The sequence below is a fragment of the Pseudomonas sp. AL 58 genome, assembly GCF_036348395.1.
Taxonomy (GTDB): Bacteria; Pseudomonadota; Gammaproteobacteria; order Pseudomonadales; family Pseudomonadaceae; genus Aquipseudomonas; species Aquipseudomonas defluvii.
In genome coordinates this window covers 92138-109095 of sequence record NZ_JAZBQR010000015.1, presented here as the reverse complement: position 1 = coordinate 109095, position 16958 = coordinate 92138, and the positions used below count along the sequence as shown (strand labels likewise).

Below are 16958 nucleotides of genomic sequence, written 5' to 3'. Positions count from 1 at the left end.
TGGCCGCGCGCCCTGAGGGCGGCGGCACGGATTGATTGAGGGAACGGGACTACAGACGCTCGATGATGGTGACGTTGGCCTGGCCACCGCCTTCGCACATGGTTTGCAGGCCGTAACGGCCACCGCTGCACTCCAGTTCGTGCAGCAAGGTGGTCATCAACCGTGCTCCGGTGGCGCCCAGTGGATGGCCAAGGGCGATGGCGCCGCCGTTGACGTTGGTCTGCGCCGGGTCGTAATCCAGCTCCTTGGCCCAGGCCATGACCACCGATGCAAAAGCCTCGTTGATCTCCACCCGGTCGATATCAGCCATGCGCATGCCGGCCTTTTTCAAGGCGTGGCGCGTCGCCGCAATCGGGGCGGTCAAATGCCAGATCGGGTCATCACCCAACACCGTGAGGTGATGAATACGTGCCCGTGGCGTCAGGTCGTAGCGCTTGAGGGCGGCCTCCGACACCACCAGCAAGGCGGCCGAGGCATCACAGGTCTGGCTGGAGACGGCAGCGGTGATCGAAGGAAACTGTGGGTCTACCGGTTGCAACTCGGCCATTTTTTCCAGGCTGGTCAGGCGCGGTGTTTCATCATGCTGCAGCCCCTGGCAGGCGACGATCTCGCGGGCAAAGCGCCCGCTCTCGATGGCCGCCAAGGCGCGATGATGGCTCTGCAGGGCGAACACTTCCATCTGCTCGCGGCTGATCTGCCAATGGTCGGCGATACGCTGCGCGGCGTAGAACTGGTTGACCGGCTGGTTGGCGAAACGCGAGCGCCAGCCTTCGCTACCGGAGAACGGGTCAGCAAAACCCAGCGCTTGCCCGGCCAGCATCGCCGAGGAAATCGGGATGCGCGTCATGGTTTGCACACCGCCCACGGCAACAACGTCCTGGGTGCCGCTCATCACCGCCTGCGCGGCAAAATGCAGCGCCTGCTGCGACGAACCGCACTGGCGATCGACCGTGGTACCCGGCACGTTCAGCGGCAACCCGGCAGCCAGCCAACTGGTGCGGGCGATATCCCCGGCCTGTGAGCCGATGGTATCGACGCAGCCAAAAATCACATCGTCATAGTCTTCGCCGGGAATGACGTTGCGCGCCACCAGTGCCTTGAGCACGTGGGCACCCAGATCAATCGCGTGAACCTCCGACAGCGCCCCTTTGCGCTTGCCGGTCGGGCTGCGCAGCGCATCGACAATATAGGCTTGTGCCATGAATCACTCCTCGAAGGTATGCCCTGGCCCGAGTCGGGCGCCGTCGGCGAACAGGTAGTCGCTGACACGCGACTTGTGGAAGGCACGGTCACCCCAGGATGCGTCGAGCGACCAGGCGCGTTTCATGAACATCTGCAAATCGACTTCCCAGGTGTACCCCATGGCGCCATGCACCTGGATACCCTTGCGCGCCGCCAGCCAGCTCGCTTCACAACAGGCCAGGCGCGCCTGGGAGACCCAGAGGCTGGCATTGCGCTCACCCCGGGCCAGGCCATGGGCGGCACGGTAGAGCACCGGTTTGGCCTGTTCGATTTGCCGGGCCACATCAGCCAGGTGGTGCTTGACCGCCTGAAAGCTGCCGATCGGTTTGCCGAACTGCTTGCGCTGGGCCACGTAGTCAACCGACAGGTCGAGCATGCGTTGCGCCAAGCCCAGCAGTTGCCCGGCCACCGACAACGCGCCACGGTCGAGCAACTGGGCCTGCAAGGCACGCCCTTGCTCTGCGCTGGCAATCAATGTTGCCGGGCTAGGGTTCCAGGTCACCCGACCCAGGCGCCGCGAGGCATCGATACTCGGGTTGGCCTCGACATCAACCTCCGCCCGCGGCACGACATGAATGTCATCCCCATCAAGCAAGATCAGAACTTCGGCCAGTTGCGCATCACTGACCAGCGGGTTGACCGGGTGACCGATGGCCAGGCGCAAGCTGCCCTCGGCGATACGGGGCAGCAGGCGAGCACGCGCCGGATGCGCTGGCGCCAGGCCTGCAAGCAGGCCCGTGGCGACATAAGCGGTGTCGGCCATGGAGTCGGGAATGGCGTAGTAGCCCAACTCCTGAGTCATCAAGGCCCACGCTACGTCATCCATGCCCAGGCCGCCCTCCGCTTCGGGCACCGACAGTGCGGTAAGGCCCTGGGCGGCGATCTTGTTACGCAGGTCGGGCGAGCGCCCGGCATCGGTTTCCCAGATTTCGCGGAGCATTTCCGGCGCAGCTTCGGTCATCAGAAAACGGCTGATGGCTTCGCGAAACGTGAGCTGGTCATCGGTAAAAGTGAAGTCCATGGCCTGTTCCTTACTTCGGCAAGCCGAGCATCCGCTCGGCAATGATGTTGCGCTGGATTTCGTTGGTACCGGCATAGATCGGCCCGGACTGGGCGAACAGGAAACCCTCCAGCCAGCCCGCCGCATCGCCAGCGACAGGTGCAGTGGCCAGCAGCTCACCGCGCGCGCCGAGAATGCGCATGGCGGTCTCGTGCATCTTCAGGTCCAGTTCCGACCAGATGATCTTGTTGATGCTCGACTCGGCACCAATCGCCTCTCCCCGGCTCAGCCGGCCGACGGTGTGGTACGCAGACAATGCGTAGGCCTCGGCGCCCATCCAGGTCTCAAGCACGGCATCACGCAGGCCGGGGTCACGGTCGGCGCTTTCGCGGTTGGCCTTGTACAGCTCGACCAGCTTGCGGGCGGTGTGCTGGAAACGTGCCGGTGAACGCAGCAGCAACCCGCGCTCAAAACCGGCAGTGGCCATCGCTACATGCCAGCCCTGCCCCTCGACACCAATACGGTTGCCGACCGGCACCCGCACGTCGTCGAAAAACACTTCGGCGAACGCGTCCTTGCCATTGAGGGCCTTGATCGGGCGAATACTCACCCCCGGCGCATTCAGCGGCACCATCAGGAACGACAGGCCGTGGTGCCGGGTGGAGCCCGGTTCGCTGCGGAACAGCCCGAACAGCCAGTCGGCAAAGATAGCCCGGGTAGACCAGGTTTTCTGACCGTTGATGACGTAGTGTTCACCCTCAAGTACCGCCTTGCTGGTGATCGCCGCCATATCAGAACCGGCATTGGGCTCCGACCAGCCCTGAGCCCACATGTCGGCACTGGCCGCCATACGCGGCAGAAAGCGTTGTTTCTGCTCGGTGGTGCCGAACTCCATCAGCGTGGGGCCCAGTAGTAACTGGCCGTTCTGGTTGACGCGCATCGGCGCCCCGGCACCGTAGTACTCTTCCTCGAAGATCAGCCACTCGATAAGGTCGCAACCACGGCCCCCCAGTTCAGAGGGCCACATCACCATCGACCAGCGACTGTCAAACAGCTTCGCCTCCCAGGCGCGGTGCTGCTCAAAGCCTTCGCGGGTGTCGTAGCTGGCCAGCGGTTCACGCGGCAGATTGTCTGCCAACCACGCGCGGACTTCGGCGCGGAAGGCTTTTTGTTTTGGCGTGTAAGTCAGTTCCATGGCGTTCTCTCAGAACTTGGCGTCGCGTTTTTCGACAAAGGCCCGACGGGTCTCCGCCGAATCGGGGCTGCTGTAGGCCTGTAAAGTGAAGCCCTGCTCCCAGCGGTATTTGTCTTCCAGGTTGCCGTCTTCGATACCGTTCAAGGCCTCCTTGGCAATGCGGATCATCCCCGGGCTTTTCGCCGCGATGCGCGCAGCGATTTCCAGTGCGGTTTCACGCAGTTGATCCTTCGGCACTACCTGTTCGATAAAGCCGAATTGCTGAGCCTCGATGGCACCAATCGAGGCGCCGGTAAAGAACAGGTAACGCACCTTCTGCACCGGAAACAGCCGCTGCAAATGCGCGCCGCCGCCCATGGCGCCGCGATCGACCTCCGGCAAGGCAAAGGTGGCGCATTCGGAGGCCACGACAATATCGGCCGCGCCGGTAATGCCGATGCCACCACCGAGCACGAAACCGTGCACAGCGACGATCACCGGCACCGGGTTGCGGTGTACGGCCTTGAAGGTCGCGTAGTTGCCCGCGTTGACCTCGACAATGCGCTCCGGGTGAGCGTCCAGTTCCTTGATATCCACCCCGGCACAGAACCCCCGGCCTTCGGCGCGGATGACGATGACGCGCACCTCGGGGTTGGCTCCGAGCGCTTCGATCTGCTTGGCCAATGCCAGCCACTCCTGGCTGTCGAGTGCATTGACCGGTGGTTTGGCGATCACAAGTTCCGCGATCCCCTGATTGAGCTGCGTGGTAAAGGCCTGGTTCACAGGGGTTCTCCAATGCTGGCGGGATGATGGGGTTGGCACGGCTCGGCGGTGGGCTGGCAACGGGCCAGGAGCGCATCGAGGCACTGTTCGGCTTCATCGGCGATGCCTTCGATCACCTGGCGGCAACTCAGCAGTTCATCGATGGCCGCAGCCACCTGGCCGCTGGGCAAGATGCCTTCGTCCGGGTGCCCATCGACCATCGAACGCTGCAGCAGCACCGGCTGGTTGGCAGCCATGACCACCTGCGACAAGGCGGACGGGTCTTCGCGCAGCGACCGGAAGAACACCCCGGCCATATGCGCCAGGCTCATGCCAGTCTGCTGTTTCCACTGCCAGGCACTGCCCAGGGCAATGCGCAACCGGCCAAAAGGCCCGGCCCGCTCCAACTCATTGATAAAACGGTTTTCGATCATTCGGTGGCGCATGCCGTCCACCGCGGTGGTCACCCGCACGTGCTGTGGATCGGCCACTTTCAGGTAACGCTCAAGCGTCGCGCGCGGGGTTGGCGACTCGCGGGTCATCAGAAACCGCGTACCCATGGCAATCCCGCTGGCACCCGCCGCCAGCACCGAGGCCAGGCCGCGCCCGGTGGCATAACCGCCAGCGGCAATCACCGGTACGTTGACCGCCGCCAAGACTTGCGGCAACAGGATCGAACTGGGCACGCCGCCGGTGTGGCCACCGCCCTCGCCGCCCTGAATAGTGATGAGGTCGGCACCCAGCTCCACCGCCTTCAGCGCATGCTTGAGCGCACCCACCGTCGGGATGCACAGCACCTTGGCCGCCTTGAAACGGGCGATGGTCTGTTTGTCCGGCCCACGGCCATAACTGACGGCACGCAAGCGGTACTGGATGGCCAGGTCAACGCATTGCGCAGCGTTGTCCTGAAACATGTGGAAATTGAGCCCGAAGTTGCTGCCACCGGTGGCGTCGATCACCTTGCGGATCTCGCCTTCGAGCTCATCCGCGGGAATGGTCGCCCCCGCCAGGAAACCGAAACCGCCGGCCTGAGTGGTGGCGATCACCAGGTTCGCGTCGGCGACCCAGCCCATGGCGGTTTGCACGATCGGATAGCGACAGCCCAGGGCCTCGGTCAGCGGTGTGTTCAACCAGCGACTCATACGGATTTATCCTCGGCTGTGGCCGCCCGCTTGTTGGCCTGGGCCATGCCTTTGGCATCGAAGCCGCCGAGCTTGTCGCCGGAGAGCAATTCGTTGTGGGCATGGGCGAAGTGGTGCCAGGCAAACGCCGCGTCCATGGCCGTGCGCTTGCCTTGAAGGTCCTCGACATGGTTGATGGCCTGCTTGGTCAAGGCCAGGCCCATGCGCGGTTGTCGGGCAATACCGGCGGCCAGCGCGTAGGTCGCCTGTTCCAGTTCCTCGCCCGGCACCAGCCGATTGACCATGCCCATCTGATAAGCCCGTGCGGCGCTCATGCGGTCACCGCAGAACAGGAATTCCTTGGCGATGCGCGGGTTCAACTCGTACGGATGGGCGAAATACTCAACGCCCGGAATGCCCATGCGCACCACCGGGTCCTGGAAGAACGCGTCCTCACTGGCGACAATCAGGTCGCAGACCCACGCCAGCATCAGCCCACCGGCCACACAGGCGCCCTGGACCATGGCAATGGTCGGCTTGGGCAGGTCACGCCAACGGCGGCACATGCCCAGATAGACTTCCTGTTCTCGGGCGTACAATTGCTCCCCGCCCGGCTTGTTGGTGTGGTCCCACCACAGGTGCGCCCGCTCGAACGGTTTGTTGATATCCCGCCCTGGGGTACCAATATCGTGCCCTGCCGAAAAATGCTTGCCGTTGCCGCGCAAGACGATGACCTTGACGCTGTCGTCGTCGACCGCCTGGCGAAAGGCGGCGTCCAGCGCATAGGTCATCTGCGAGTTTTGTGCATTGTTGAAGGTCGGTCGGTTCAGTGTCAGCGTGGCAATACCCTCAGCCACGCCGTACAGCACCGGTGCATCTGTCTCATAGACCGCCTGGTCTTCGCGGACGACGAATTCACTGTCGCGGCTGTGCATGTTCGCTGTCCTCGCCTCAGGCCGTACGGATACCGGCCGGGTTGCCCTTGATCGCCGAGGCCCGGTAATCGTGGGGGTCAAGTCGGCGGATCAGCGCCAACTGTTCAGCGCTGGGGTGCGCGGTTTCCTGCAGGTGCGCAGACTTGAGCAACGGGAAGCCGGTCTTGTCCTGAACCTCGTCGAAACTCACCCCGGGGTGCAGGGTGCGCACTTGGGCGGCACGTTGCGGGCCGTCGAAATCCAGGGTGCAGAGGTCCGTGACCACCCGGCGAATGTCCATCAGGTCGCGGCGAACCCCCTCAGGCCAGCGCTCGGCCTTGAAGCCGACGCCCGAGACCATATCCACTTCACCACTGACGAACACCCGTGTGTTGTGGTTGGGCACAAAGAACGAATTGAGGTGGTTGATGCTGTTACCCGGCAAGCCGCGCACCCCCAGAATCGCGGTCTTCGGCTTTTGGTAGTCGCCGACGCACGACAGGTTGGTCTGGCCCCAACGGTCGATCTGGGTTGGCCCGATCATCGCGTGACGGCGGCCGCCCCAGACGCATTCGAACACACGCTCAAACGACAGATAGCCCGAGTAGCGCGGCACGAAATCGCCACGCGGCCCAAGCGGGATCGGCTCTTCGACCAGGAAGGCCTCGCTGTCGGTCATCAGCAGTTCAGGGCTGTGGGTCAGCTTGGCCAGGCTTGCGCCCAAACGGGGGATCACGCCCAGGCCCGAGGCGATCACCTCGCCATTGCCGCGCCAGGCTTCGGCTGCGGCGACAATCATCAATTCCGCGAGGGTGAAATCACAGGTTGCAGACATTGTTCATACTCCTCAGAACACGGGTAGGGGCAAGGCGCCCATGCGTACGGCACCGCCGTTCTGCGCTTGATAGGCCTGCTCGCCACCCGCCACGTAAGTCTCGACATAGGCGTTCCAGCCGTTTTCTTCCTGGCTGCTGGCGACATAGCGCTTGAGATGTTCCAGGTCCCAGCCGTAATCCGACGGGCAGGAGGTCGGGTGCGCACCCAGCGGCGCATGCACCACACCGGTCACCAGATAACGCTCGAAGGTATTGAAACGGGCCAGTTCGGCACTCAGCTCAAGGCGCTCTTCAAGCGTTTCGCACGAGACAAAGCACTGCGCGGCGGCACGGGCGAACAGGTGATCGAAATACGGGTCTGGCCCGGTCACCAGGCAGTTGCCCAAGCGGTCCGCGACGTTGACATGCAGGAACGCCACATCGAGGTTCAACGCGGGCATTGCCAACAGCACTTCACCATCGGCATAGGGCGACTGAATCGTCTTGAGTTCCGGGTTGAGACGGGTCACATCGGTGGCCAGCCCGCAGCGGGTCGGCAGGAACGGCAAGCGCATGCCGGCAGCGCGCAGCCCCCACTGGAACATCCCTTCATCCAGTTCAAGCAGTTCCAGCTCACCGGCTTCACGGGCCTTGCGGTAGTAAGGTTCGAGCGGAATAGCGTCGAGGGTGGCGAAACCGAACACCAGCTTGCGCACCTTGCCCGCCGCACAGAGCATGCCCACTTCGGGGCCGCCGTAGGCAACCACGGTCAGGTCCTTGACTGGCGAACGGAGAATCTCGCGGACAATCGCCATCGGCTTGCGCCGCGGCCCCCATCCACCGAAACCGATGGTCATGCCGTCACGCAATTGAGCAACCGCATCGGCCGCTGTCAGTTGTTTGTTCATGTGCAGGTTCCTTACTGTTGGCCGACCGAAAAGTCGTGCCCCCAAATGCTCACGCGGGTGAATTCGAATGCCGAGTGCTCGGCCCAATCGACTTGCAACCCGCCGTAGCCGTATTCCAGGTCAAAGCCGGACGGCGTCTTCATGTAGAAACTGGTCATGCGGTCGTTCAGGTGCTGCCCCAACGTCGCCGACAGGCGCACGTCATGTGCCAGCAGGCGGTCATGGGCACGGCCAACCTCGGTCATCGAGTCAACCTCGACCATCACGTGCACACAGCCCGACGGCACCGGGTACTCGGCCAGCGCCAGGCTGTGGTGCCGGGCATTGCGGCAATGCAGGAAGTGGATACGGATCGGCGCGGCCGCCGGATCAGGACGGAAGTTGAAAATGTCCGACAGGCCAAAGCCGAGGACGTCCTTGGCGAACGCCAGCGTTGCGTCGAAGTTCGGTGCCGGCAGCACGGTGTGCCCCAGCCCCATGTCGCCGGTAACGAAACGCGGCACCCCCTGGGGCGAGACGAACGGCTGGCAGTCGGAGCGATGCCCCCAGCTCAACTCATGACGGTTGCCGGACGGGTCGACCAGCGTCGCCAGTGCCTGCACGCCGCGCTGCTCGACCTGCGCGGCACTGCCCAGCTCCCACTCAACGCCGGCCTGGGTCAGGTGCTGAAGTGCATCACTGAACGCCTGCTCGGAACCCAACTCCCAACCGGAGGCCAGATAACGCGCTTCGCTGCCTTCGACGATCAGCATGCGGAACGGCCGCTCGTCCATTTTCACGTACAGGCCGCCACCTGGCGCCGGATGGACCTGCATACCGAGGACGTCCTCGGCGTAACGCTGCCACTGGCTGAGGTTCTCGATCTGCGAGACGAAATAGCTCAAACCGCGAATGTCGATCATGCCTATGTTCCTCAATGGCTGAGTTCATTGCCTGATGAACATTGTGCAAACCCGCAGCGCTGCCTTCATCGTCCGTTGAGACTACGCAACTTGGCCATTCCCGGGCCCTTGGGTAGATGGCGGACTAGTCCGTTTCAATGATTCGGCTAAAAGCCACGCAACCCTAGACTCGGGCATCCATCCGCCCAGCAGAGACAGCCCCATGGAGTTCGCCTTTACTCAAGAACACGAGATGATTCGGGACAGCGCGATACGCTTTCTGACACAAGTCAGCGACTCGCATGCGGTACGCGCCGCCATGAGCCGCCCTGACGGCTACGACCCTGCCGTCTGGCAACGCATCGGCCAGGAGCTGTACTGGCCCGCCCTGATGGTGCCCGAGGCCTTGGGCGGCATGGGCCTGGGCTTTGTCGAGCTGGCGATCCTGCTCGAACAAAGCGGCCGCTACCTGCTCTGCTCACCGCTCTTTGCCACCACCTGCCTGGCGACCCCAGCCCTGCTGCTGGCCGACAACGCCGCATTGCAGGCCACCTGGCTCAGCGCCATTGCGGCCGGCACGACCACTGCCAGCCTGGCCTTCGCCAGTGGCCCGGGCATGGACGCCAACAGCGTGCAGACCGAGGCCCGCCCCTGCACCGGCGGTTTTCGCCTCTCAGGTACCTATACCCAAGTGATCGATGGGGCCCAGGCCGACCTGCTGATCGTCGCCGCGCGTACCCCTGGCAGTCAGGGCGAACACGGCATCAGCCTGTTCGCACTGCCTGCGGATACTGCGGGCGTCGTGCGCCAGGCACTGCCGACGCTGGATCAAACCCGGCGCCTGGCCCGGATCGAACTGCATGCGGTAGAGGTGAGCGACGCCCAGTTGCTGAGCGCAACCGGCCAAGGCTGGCCGTTGCTGCGTGACACCTTGCAGATCGCCGCCATCGGCCTGGCTGCCGAACAGACCGGCGGCGCGCAACAGGCCCTCGACCTGACCTTGGCCTACACCGCCGAACGCCGGCAGTTCAGCCGCAGCATCGCCAGCTTCCAGGCCGTCAAGCACCGCTGCGCCGACATGATGCTGCAGGTCGAATGCGCCCGCTCGGCAGCCTACTACGCCGCTTGCGTAGCCCAGGAGCGCCTTGATCCAGCGGGCGATGCTGCCGTATCGAGCGAGCTCGATGCAGCCGCCGCAACGGCCAAGATCTACGCCAGCGAAGCGTTCTTCCACTGCGCCGCCGAGTCCATTCAACTGCACGGCGGCGTTGGCTTCACCTGGGAATATGACCCGCACCTGTACTTCAAGCGGGCCCGTGCCAGCGAGCAGTTGCTGGGCACCCCCGCATTCCACCGCGAGCGCCTGGCCGCGCATCTATTTGGAGAGCAACCATGAAAATCGGTTTCAACAACGAAGATGAAGCGTTCCGTCGACAGGTTGCCCAGTGGATGACCGAACACCTGACAGGCGACTTCGCACCCCTGCGTTTTCGCGGCGGCCCTGGCGACGAGCACAGCTTTCCTGCCGAACGCAAAGCCTGGGAGCGAACATTGGCCGCTGGCGGCTGGATCGGTGTGGGCTGGGCCAAGGAACACGGTGGGCGCGGCCTGAGCATCAGCCAACAGGTAATTTTCCATGAAGAATACGCACGCGCCGGCGGTCCTGGACGCATGGGCCACATCGGCGAAGGCCTGGTCGGGCCGACACTCGCCGCGTTCGGTACCCCAGCCCAGCAGCAGCGGTTGCTGCCGGGCATCCTCAACGGTACTGAATTCTGGTGCCAGGGCTATTCCGAGCCCGGTGCCGGCTCTGACCTGGCAAACGTGCAAACCCGCGCCCGGCTTGATGCCACCGGCGAGCACTGGCTGATCAGTGGGCAGAAAGTCTGGACCTCACTGGCCCACGAGGCCGATTGGTGCTTCGTCCTGGCCCGAACCGAGCCGGGCAGCAGCGGGCATCATGGGCTGTCGTTCCTGCTGGTGCCGATGGCCCAGGAGCAGATTCGTGTGCAGCCTATCCAGCAACTGACCGGTACCAGTGAATTCAATGAAGTGTTCTTCGACCAGGCCAGCACCTCGGCGGACAACCTGATCGGACAACCCGGCGATGGCTGGAAAATCGCCATGGCCCTGCTGGGTTTCGAACGCGGGGTATCGACGCTGGGTCAGCAGATGCAGTTCCAGAACGAACTTGACGAGATCATCCGCATTGCCCGTGACAACGGCGCCTCCCGCGACCCGTTGCTGCGACAACGCATTGCCCAGGCCTGGGCAGGGCTCAAGGTGCTGCGCTACAACTCGCTACGGATGCTGTCCGGGCCGCAGGACGGTAGCCTGAGCCGCGAGGCCATGATCTATAAACTGGCCTGGTCGACCTGGCATGCCGACCTTGGCAAGCTGGCCATGGACGTGCTGGGCAGCGAGGGGGAGATTCTCGAAGGTGCGCCTTACCAATTGAGCCGGTTGCAGTCGCTGTTTCTGTTCACCCGTTCCGACACGATCTATGGTGGCAGCAACGAGATCCAGCGCAATGTCATCGCTGAACGGGCCCTGGGGATGCCGCGCGAAGCGCGTGTGCGTGGTTGATACACAGGTTCTGGGTCAGTGAATACGCGGCGCCTGCATCGCGGGCAAGCCCGGCTCCTACAGAGATCTGCGCAGGGCACTGCCTTTCTGTTGGAGCAGGCTTGCCTGCGATGGCGTCGGCGGGGTGTCAGTAGATGCGCGGCGCCTGAATCGCGGGCAAGCCCGGCTCCTACAAGGATCTGCGAAGAGCACTGCTTTTCTGTTGGAGCTGGCTTGCCTGCGATGGTGTCGGCGGGGTGTCAGTACGTGCGCGGCGCTTGCATCGCGGGCAAGCCCGGCTCCTACAAGGATCTGCGCAGGGCACTGCCTTTCTGTTGGAGCAGGCTTGCCTGCGATGGCGTCGGCGGGGTGTCAGTACGTGCGCGGCGTCTGCATCGCGGGCAAGCCCGGCTCCTACAAGGATCTGCGCAGGGCACTGCTTTTCTGTTGGAGCAGGCTTGCCTGCGATGGCCTTGGCGCGGTGTCAGTACGTGCGCGGCGCCTGCATCGCGGGCAAGCCCGGCTCCTACAGAGATCTGCGCAGAGCACTACCTTTCTGTTGGAGCAGGCTTGCCTGCGATGGCATCGGCGGGGTGTCAGTGAATACGCGGCGCCTGCATCGCGGGCAAGCCCGGCTCCTACAGGGATCCGCGCAGAGCACTGCTTTTCTGTTGGAGCAGGCTTGCCTGCGATGGCGTCGGCGCGGTGTCAGTGAATACGCGGCGACTGCATCGCGGGCAAGCCCGGCTCCTACAGGGATCTGCGCGAAACACTGCTTTTCTGTTGGAGCAGGCTTGCCTGCGATGGCGTCGGCGGGGTGTCAGTAGATGCGCGGCGCCTGCATCGTTGGCAAGCCAACGCTCACAGGAGTGAGAGCAGGCTTGCCTGCGAAAAACCTAACCTACCGAACACGAATCTTGGGATCACCCGCACCCCGTCGCAGGTTCGCCAGAAACCCTTCCAGCGGTGCCGGTTCGGCAATGTGAGGCAACGCGTCTTTATCCGGCCGCTGTGCCCAGAACGCGTCCCATGACGGGAACAACTCGTGAAAACTCCCCGCGTAAGGCTCACGCCCCGGCCAGCGCATTTTCAAGCCACCAATCGGTGGTTTGTTCAAGTCGGTGGCATACCAGTAACACGGTAAACGCCGACGGAAGCACCAGCGGCCGTCTATACGCTCATAGTCATCCCAATACAGCATCTGCATGATGACCCACTCAGGGCCGGTCTCATGCTCGTTCTTGGAGTAGACCACGCCAGTGGCATGGTCCGGATCGCTGAACTCGATGATGTGCTGCCCCAGGTGATGAGACGTGCCGTGAAACTGTTTGCGCATGGTCTCGTCCAACCAGGCCTTGAGGTGCGCGCGCCCGCTCTTGTCACGACCAACCCGAACATCCGGGGCGAAGCAGTTGGCCATGGCGTCCATGTCGCGCATGTCCAACGCCAACGCGTACTTGCCGGCCAGTTGGCGAATGGCATCCAGCGATTCCAGACGGTCGATCCGTTCAAGCAGTGAGGTCGAGTCCATGTTCATCAATCCAGCACCGTGTACAGGTCGGAACTACGCCCGCCGTCCACTGCCAGGCTCGCGCCGGTGATGTACGATGCCTCATCGCTGGCCAGGAAGAGAATGGCGTTGGCCAGTTCCACCGGTAGGCCGACACGTTTCATGGGGATGACTTTTTCGGTGTTGCTGCGGGTTTTGTCGTCGCTGAGCATGCCGGCGGTCGCTGGGGTATCGACCACGCCCGGGATGATCACGTTGCAGCGGATGTTGTTGGGGGCGCCTTCACTGGCAGCGGCACGGCTGAAGTTGATCACCGCCGCTTTGGCCGCTGAGTAGCCCGCCATCCAGGCCGTACCGAAGAGGCCGCAGATGGAGGCAATATTGACGATGGCACCACCGCCCTGTGCCTTCATCAATTGCATGGCGGTACGGGTACCCCAGAAGGTGCCGTCCACGGTGGTGGCGAAGTTGGCATGCCAGTCTGCCGTAGACATCGTGTCGATGCCGCCCCAGGTGTAGGCCATCGCGTTGTTGACCAGGATATCCAGGCGACCATGACGTTGCGCTGCAGCTTCAAGCGCGCCGACATAGGCCTGCTCATCACTCACATCCGCAACGGCGATTTCAGCGCGCCCACCCAGCCCGAGGATCTTCTCCTGGACGCCTTGCAACGGTTCGGCACGTCGGCCACACAACACCACGGTGGCGCCCTCCTCGGCGAACCGCAACGCAGTGGCTTCACCGATACCGGAACCTGCGCCGGTGACAAAGGCAATTTTTCCTTCCAGACGCTTGCTCATAGGTCACTCCTCTCTTAGATAAAGGCCATGCCGCCGTTGACCGCAATGTTCTGCCCTGTCATGAAGCTGGCGTCTTCGCTGGCCAGGAATACCGCGACACGGGCGATTTCGTCGGTTTCGCACATGCGTCCCAACGGTACGTTCTTGAGCAGCGCCTGCATGTGTTCGTCGGGAATGCCGGCCATCATCGGTGTGTTGGTCGGGCCGGGTACCAGGGTGTTGACGCGAATGCCACTGGCAGCAAGGTCGCGGGCGATCGAGCGGGTCAGGCCCATGACGCCGGCTTTCGACGCGCAGTAGTGGCTAGGCCCTTCACCGGTCAGTGCGGCCGTACTGGAGAGGTTGATGATGACGCCCTTGCGAGCCCCCTTGACCATCAACCTGGCACCTTCGCGGCAGCACAGGAAGGTCCCGCCCAGGTTGACATTGATCACCCGCGCCCAGCTTTCGTCCGGCGTGTCGAGGAAACTGTCGAGGGCACCGACACCGGCATTGTTGACGAGGATGTCGAGGCCACCAAAGTGTTGTTCGGTCTGCCCCATGGCATCGGCAACCGATCCACTGTCGGCAACGTTGCAGGCCAAGGCCAGCACACTGTCACCGAGGTCTGCGAGGCTTTCAGCCAAGGCTGGCAGGTTGAGATCAACCGCCACCACCTTCGCCCCTTCGGCGACGAACCGACGCACGATGGCCTGGCCCATACCTTGTCCTGCGCCTGTCACGAAGGCCACTTTATTCAGCAACTTCATTGCGTTCTCCTGGATTGACGTGCATCGCAACCCGCTGCAGGTGCAGCGAGCCAGTCACCTGCATGATTAGCTGCCACCCCGATACGAACATCGTCCGATAGGACTAACGGCACGCCGATCGGCGTGGTCTGAACGGACGATGCCATCAGGACCACGGCAGCCCAGGATCTGTTCTGCGCAAACCGGGCCGGGCATCAGCATCCCCTTCAGGCATCAATGTGGCCCGGCCGGTAAGCGCCTCATGAACCCGCAGACTCTGGAGAACCCCCATGAATCAAGCCGTAGACCTGCCATTGCCTACAGGCCATTACGCGACCCTGCCCAACGGCCTGCGCCTGCACTACCTGGACGAAGGCAGCGGCCCGGTGGTGCTGTGGCTGCATGGCAGCGGACCGGGCGCCAGTGGTTTCAGCAATTTCAAAGGTAACTACCCGGCATTCGTCGAGGCCGGTTACCGCAACATCCTGCTGGACTTGCCGGGCTTCGGGCGTTCGGACAAACCCGACGATGTGCAGTACAACCTGGACTTCTTCGTCGACTGTGTGGGCACTTTCCTGACGGAAATCGGCGTAGAACGCTGCACGATGCTGGGCAATTCCCTGGGGGGTGCGATTGCCCTGGGGCTGGCACTGCGTTATCCATCACTGGCAGAGCGCCTGATTCTGCTGGCACCCGGTGGCGTCGAAGAACGCGAGACCTACTTCCAGATGCAAGGCATCGTGCGCATGGTCAACCTGTTCAACGCAGGTCCCATAGGCCTGGAAGAAATGCGCAGCATGATGCGCCTGCAACTGTTCGATGACTCGATCCTGCCAGAGAGCCTGCTGCTGGAACGCGTAGCGGTCGCGGTGACGCAACCGAAGAACCTGTTCAGCACCATGATGGTGCCCAACATGGAAGCCCGCCTGGGCGAGATCAGGTGCCCGATCCTGGGCTTCTGGGGCAGCAACGACAACTTCAACCCGGTCAGCGGTGTCCAGCGCATTATCGACGGAGCCGAAAACGCCCGCTTCATTGTGCTCAACCGCTGCGGGCATTGGGTGCAGGTCGAACATCCCGAGCTGTTCAACCGCAGCTGCATCGACTTCCTGCAGCACGGCTGAGCCTGGGAACAGGGGCTACACGCGCTGTAGCCTCACCGAGATGCACCCAGGATGCGCTGACCTACAAGGGCTCACGCATCCTGGCGGTGCCAGGGTAGAACAAGCCGCCCTACTGGGCCGCTGCCGGTTGCCGGTTCAGCTCGGCATCGCCGGGCTTGCCCAGTACGCACGAGGTACCGCCTGGCGTGTACATCATGGCCACGCAGCGGTTGCAGGCGGTGCAGATCGAGTTCTTGCTCGCCCCGCTGGCCAGTTTGTTGACGTAGTCTTGCTCCGCCAACAACACCCGCCCCATGGCGATCAGGTCAAAGCCCTCGGCCATGATCCGCTCGATACTGTTGAGGCTCTTCGCACCGCCCAGATAGGCCAGCGGCATCTTCACCGCGGCACGCACCTTGCGAGCATGCTCAAGCAGGTAAAGCTCTCGGAACTCCACCTTGGGATCGGTCCGTCGCTGAATGGCCATCGCCAGGGCGATCACCGGGTTTTTCTGCTGGACGCGATTCTCCTTGGGAAACGAGGAGCCAAACATGGTGGTAATCGACTCGGCGTTCATGCCGGCACTGAGCACCAGCAGGTGCGCGCCCTCCTGTTCCAGCATGCGGGCAATCTGGGCACCATCCTCGGCGCTGTTACCGCTGCGTACGCCTTCGGTAATGCTGTACTTGCAAATCACGGCCATGTCCCGACCAACCGCATCGAGTACCGCTCGCAGCACACGACGCGGAAAACGCAGACGGTTTTCCAGGCTGCCGCCGTATTGGTCACGACGCTTGTTGTACAGCGGCGAAATGAACTGGCTGAGCAGGTAGCCGTGCCCCATGTGAATTTCCACGGCGTCGAATCCGGCCTGCCGGGCCAGCCGCGCACCGCGAGCGAAATCCTGCACAACCTGCTGCATATCGCCCTCATTCATCGCTTGTTTGAGGAACATGCCGCTCATCATGCCGATCTTGTTGAAACCGCCACTGGCGGACAGCGGACGCGGGGTGGAGCGTTCACGAATAAAGGTAAAACAGCCTCCATGGGTGATCTGCGCACTGGCCAGCCCACCTTCGCGGTGTACCGCATCGGTCAACGCCTTGAAGTGCGGCAGGCTCTCAGGCGCCAGGATCAGTTGGTTGGGCAGCGTGCGACCATCGCGGCTCACGGCACAATAGGCCACGGTGGTCAGCGCTGTGCCGCCGTTGGCCAGGGCGGCATGCAGTTTGACCAATTGCTTGGAGGGCACGCCCTGGGCACTCATGCCCTCATTGGTCGCCGCCTTGATGAAACGGTTTTTTAACGTCAGCGGGCCAATGGTAATGGGGCTGAACGGTGACGGTGTCGGATGAAGGTTCATGGCAGACCCTTTTTTGGCAGCAGATTATCGGAGAATACCGGCCACGCCTGCCTAGGCGCTGGGCATGGCCGG

The 16958-nt window shown here is 63.0% G+C and carries 16 protein-coding genes; 3 read left to right on the top strand and 13 right to left on the bottom strand.

Going from position 1 to position 16958, the window contains the following annotated elements; translation table 11 throughout:
• Positions 1-49: 49 nt before the first annotated feature.
• Genes UIA24_RS17025 through UIA24_RS16985 form a run of 9 tightly spaced genes read right to left on the bottom strand, consistent with a single transcriptional unit; the run spans position 50 to position 8838 of the window.
• Positions 50-1201, bottom strand: a complete 1152-nt coding sequence (locus tag UIA24_RS17025) for an acetyl-CoA C-acetyltransferase (protein WP_099775134.1) — start codon at positions 1199-1201, stop codon at positions 50-52.
• A gap of 3 nt (positions 1202-1204) precedes the next feature.
• Positions 1205-2263, bottom strand: a complete 1059-nt coding sequence (locus tag UIA24_RS17020; protein ID WP_102051474.1) for an acyl-CoA dehydrogenase family protein — start codon at positions 2261-2263, stop codon at positions 1205-1207.
• Positions 2264-2273: 10 nt separating this feature from the next.
• Entirely contained in the window at positions 2274-3437 is a 1164-nt protein-coding gene (locus tag UIA24_RS17015; protein ID WP_330523406.1) for an acyl-CoA dehydrogenase family protein, read from the bottom strand.
• Positions 3438-3446: 9 nt separating this feature from the next.
• A complete protein-coding gene (locus tag UIA24_RS17010) occupies positions 3447-4199 on the bottom strand; it encodes an enoyl-CoA hydratase family protein (RefSeq protein WP_330523405.1) in 753 nt (250 codons plus the stop codon).
• Positions 4196-5320 carry an NAD(P)H-dependent flavin oxidoreductase gene (locus tag UIA24_RS17005; RefSeq protein WP_102051473.1) on the bottom strand — a complete coding sequence of 375 codons (1125 nt, stop codon included), beginning with the start codon at positions 5318-5320 and terminating at the stop codon, positions 4196-4198. The genes UIA24_RS17010 and UIA24_RS17005 overlap by 4 nt, the downstream gene beginning before the upstream one ends.
• A complete protein-coding gene (locus tag UIA24_RS17000; RefSeq protein ID WP_102051472.1) occupies positions 5317-6234 on the bottom strand; it encodes an enoyl-CoA hydratase in 918 nt (305 codons plus the stop codon). The genes UIA24_RS17005 and UIA24_RS17000 overlap by 4 nt, the downstream gene beginning before the upstream one ends.
• 16 nt (positions 6235-6250) lie before the next feature.
• Positions 6251-7048, bottom strand: coding sequence for a CoA-transferase subunit beta (locus UIA24_RS16995; protein WP_065761512.1), 798 nt, complete (start codon positions 7046-7048; stop codon positions 6251-6253).
• Positions 7049-7060: 12 nt separating this feature from the next.
• Positions 7061-7936 carry a CoA transferase subunit A gene (locus tag UIA24_RS16990; protein WP_330523404.1) on the bottom strand — a complete coding sequence of 292 codons (876 nt, stop codon included), beginning with the start codon at positions 7934-7936 and terminating at the stop codon, positions 7061-7063.
• Positions 7937-7947: 11 nt separating this feature from the next.
• Positions 7948-8838, bottom strand: coding sequence for a VOC family protein (locus UIA24_RS16985; protein ID WP_065761514.1), 891 nt, complete (start codon positions 8836-8838; stop codon positions 7948-7950).
• Between the two features lie 202 nt (positions 8839-9040).
• Here UIA24_RS16985 and UIA24_RS16980 point away from each other — a divergent pair, with 202 nt between their 5' ends.
• Complete coding sequence (locus tag UIA24_RS16980; RefSeq protein WP_330523403.1) at positions 9041-10213, top strand: acyl-CoA dehydrogenase family protein; 1173 nt, start codon at positions 9041-9043, stop codon at positions 10211-10213.
• Positions 10210-11403: an acyl-CoA dehydrogenase family protein gene (locus UIA24_RS16975; RefSeq protein ID WP_102051470.1), complete on the top strand. Its 1194-nt coding sequence runs from the start codon at positions 10210-10212 to the stop codon at positions 11401-11403. The genes UIA24_RS16980 and UIA24_RS16975 overlap by 4 nt, the downstream gene beginning before the upstream one ends.
• A gap of 880 nt (positions 11404-12283) precedes the next feature.
• Here the strand turns inward: UIA24_RS16975 and UIA24_RS16970 are convergent.
• The 3 genes from UIA24_RS16970 to UIA24_RS16960 are packed head-to-tail and all read right to left on the bottom strand — an operon-like array spanning position 12284 to position 14441.
• Positions 12284-12919, bottom strand: coding sequence for a nuclear transport factor 2 family protein (locus tag UIA24_RS16970; protein ID WP_371918199.1), 636 nt, complete (start codon positions 12917-12919; stop codon positions 12284-12286).
• Complete coding sequence (locus tag UIA24_RS16965) at positions 12919-13692, bottom strand: SDR family NAD(P)-dependent oxidoreductase (RefSeq protein ID WP_330523402.1); 774 nt, start codon at positions 13690-13692, stop codon at positions 12919-12921. Before UIA24_RS16965 ends, UIA24_RS16970 begins: the two co-directional genes overlap by 1 nt.
• Before the next feature lie 14 nt (positions 13693-13706).
• A complete protein-coding gene (locus tag UIA24_RS16960; RefSeq protein WP_330523401.1) occupies positions 13707-14441 on the bottom strand; it encodes an SDR family NAD(P)-dependent oxidoreductase in 735 nt (244 codons plus the stop codon).
• Between the two features lie 269 nt (positions 14442-14710).
• Between UIA24_RS16960 and UIA24_RS16955 the strand changes: the two genes are divergently transcribed.
• Positions 14711-15544 carry an alpha/beta fold hydrolase gene (locus UIA24_RS16955; RefSeq protein WP_330523400.1) on the top strand — a complete coding sequence of 278 codons (834 nt, stop codon included), beginning with the start codon at positions 14711-14713 and terminating at the stop codon, positions 15542-15544.
• A gap of 109 nt (positions 15545-15653) precedes the next feature.
• Here the strand turns inward: UIA24_RS16955 and UIA24_RS16950 are convergent, their stop codons facing one another.
• Entirely contained in the window at positions 15654-16886 is a 1233-nt protein-coding gene (locus UIA24_RS16950) for an NADH:flavin oxidoreductase (RefSeq protein WP_330523399.1), read from the bottom strand.
• Between the last annotated feature and the right edge of the window lie 72 nt (positions 16887-16958).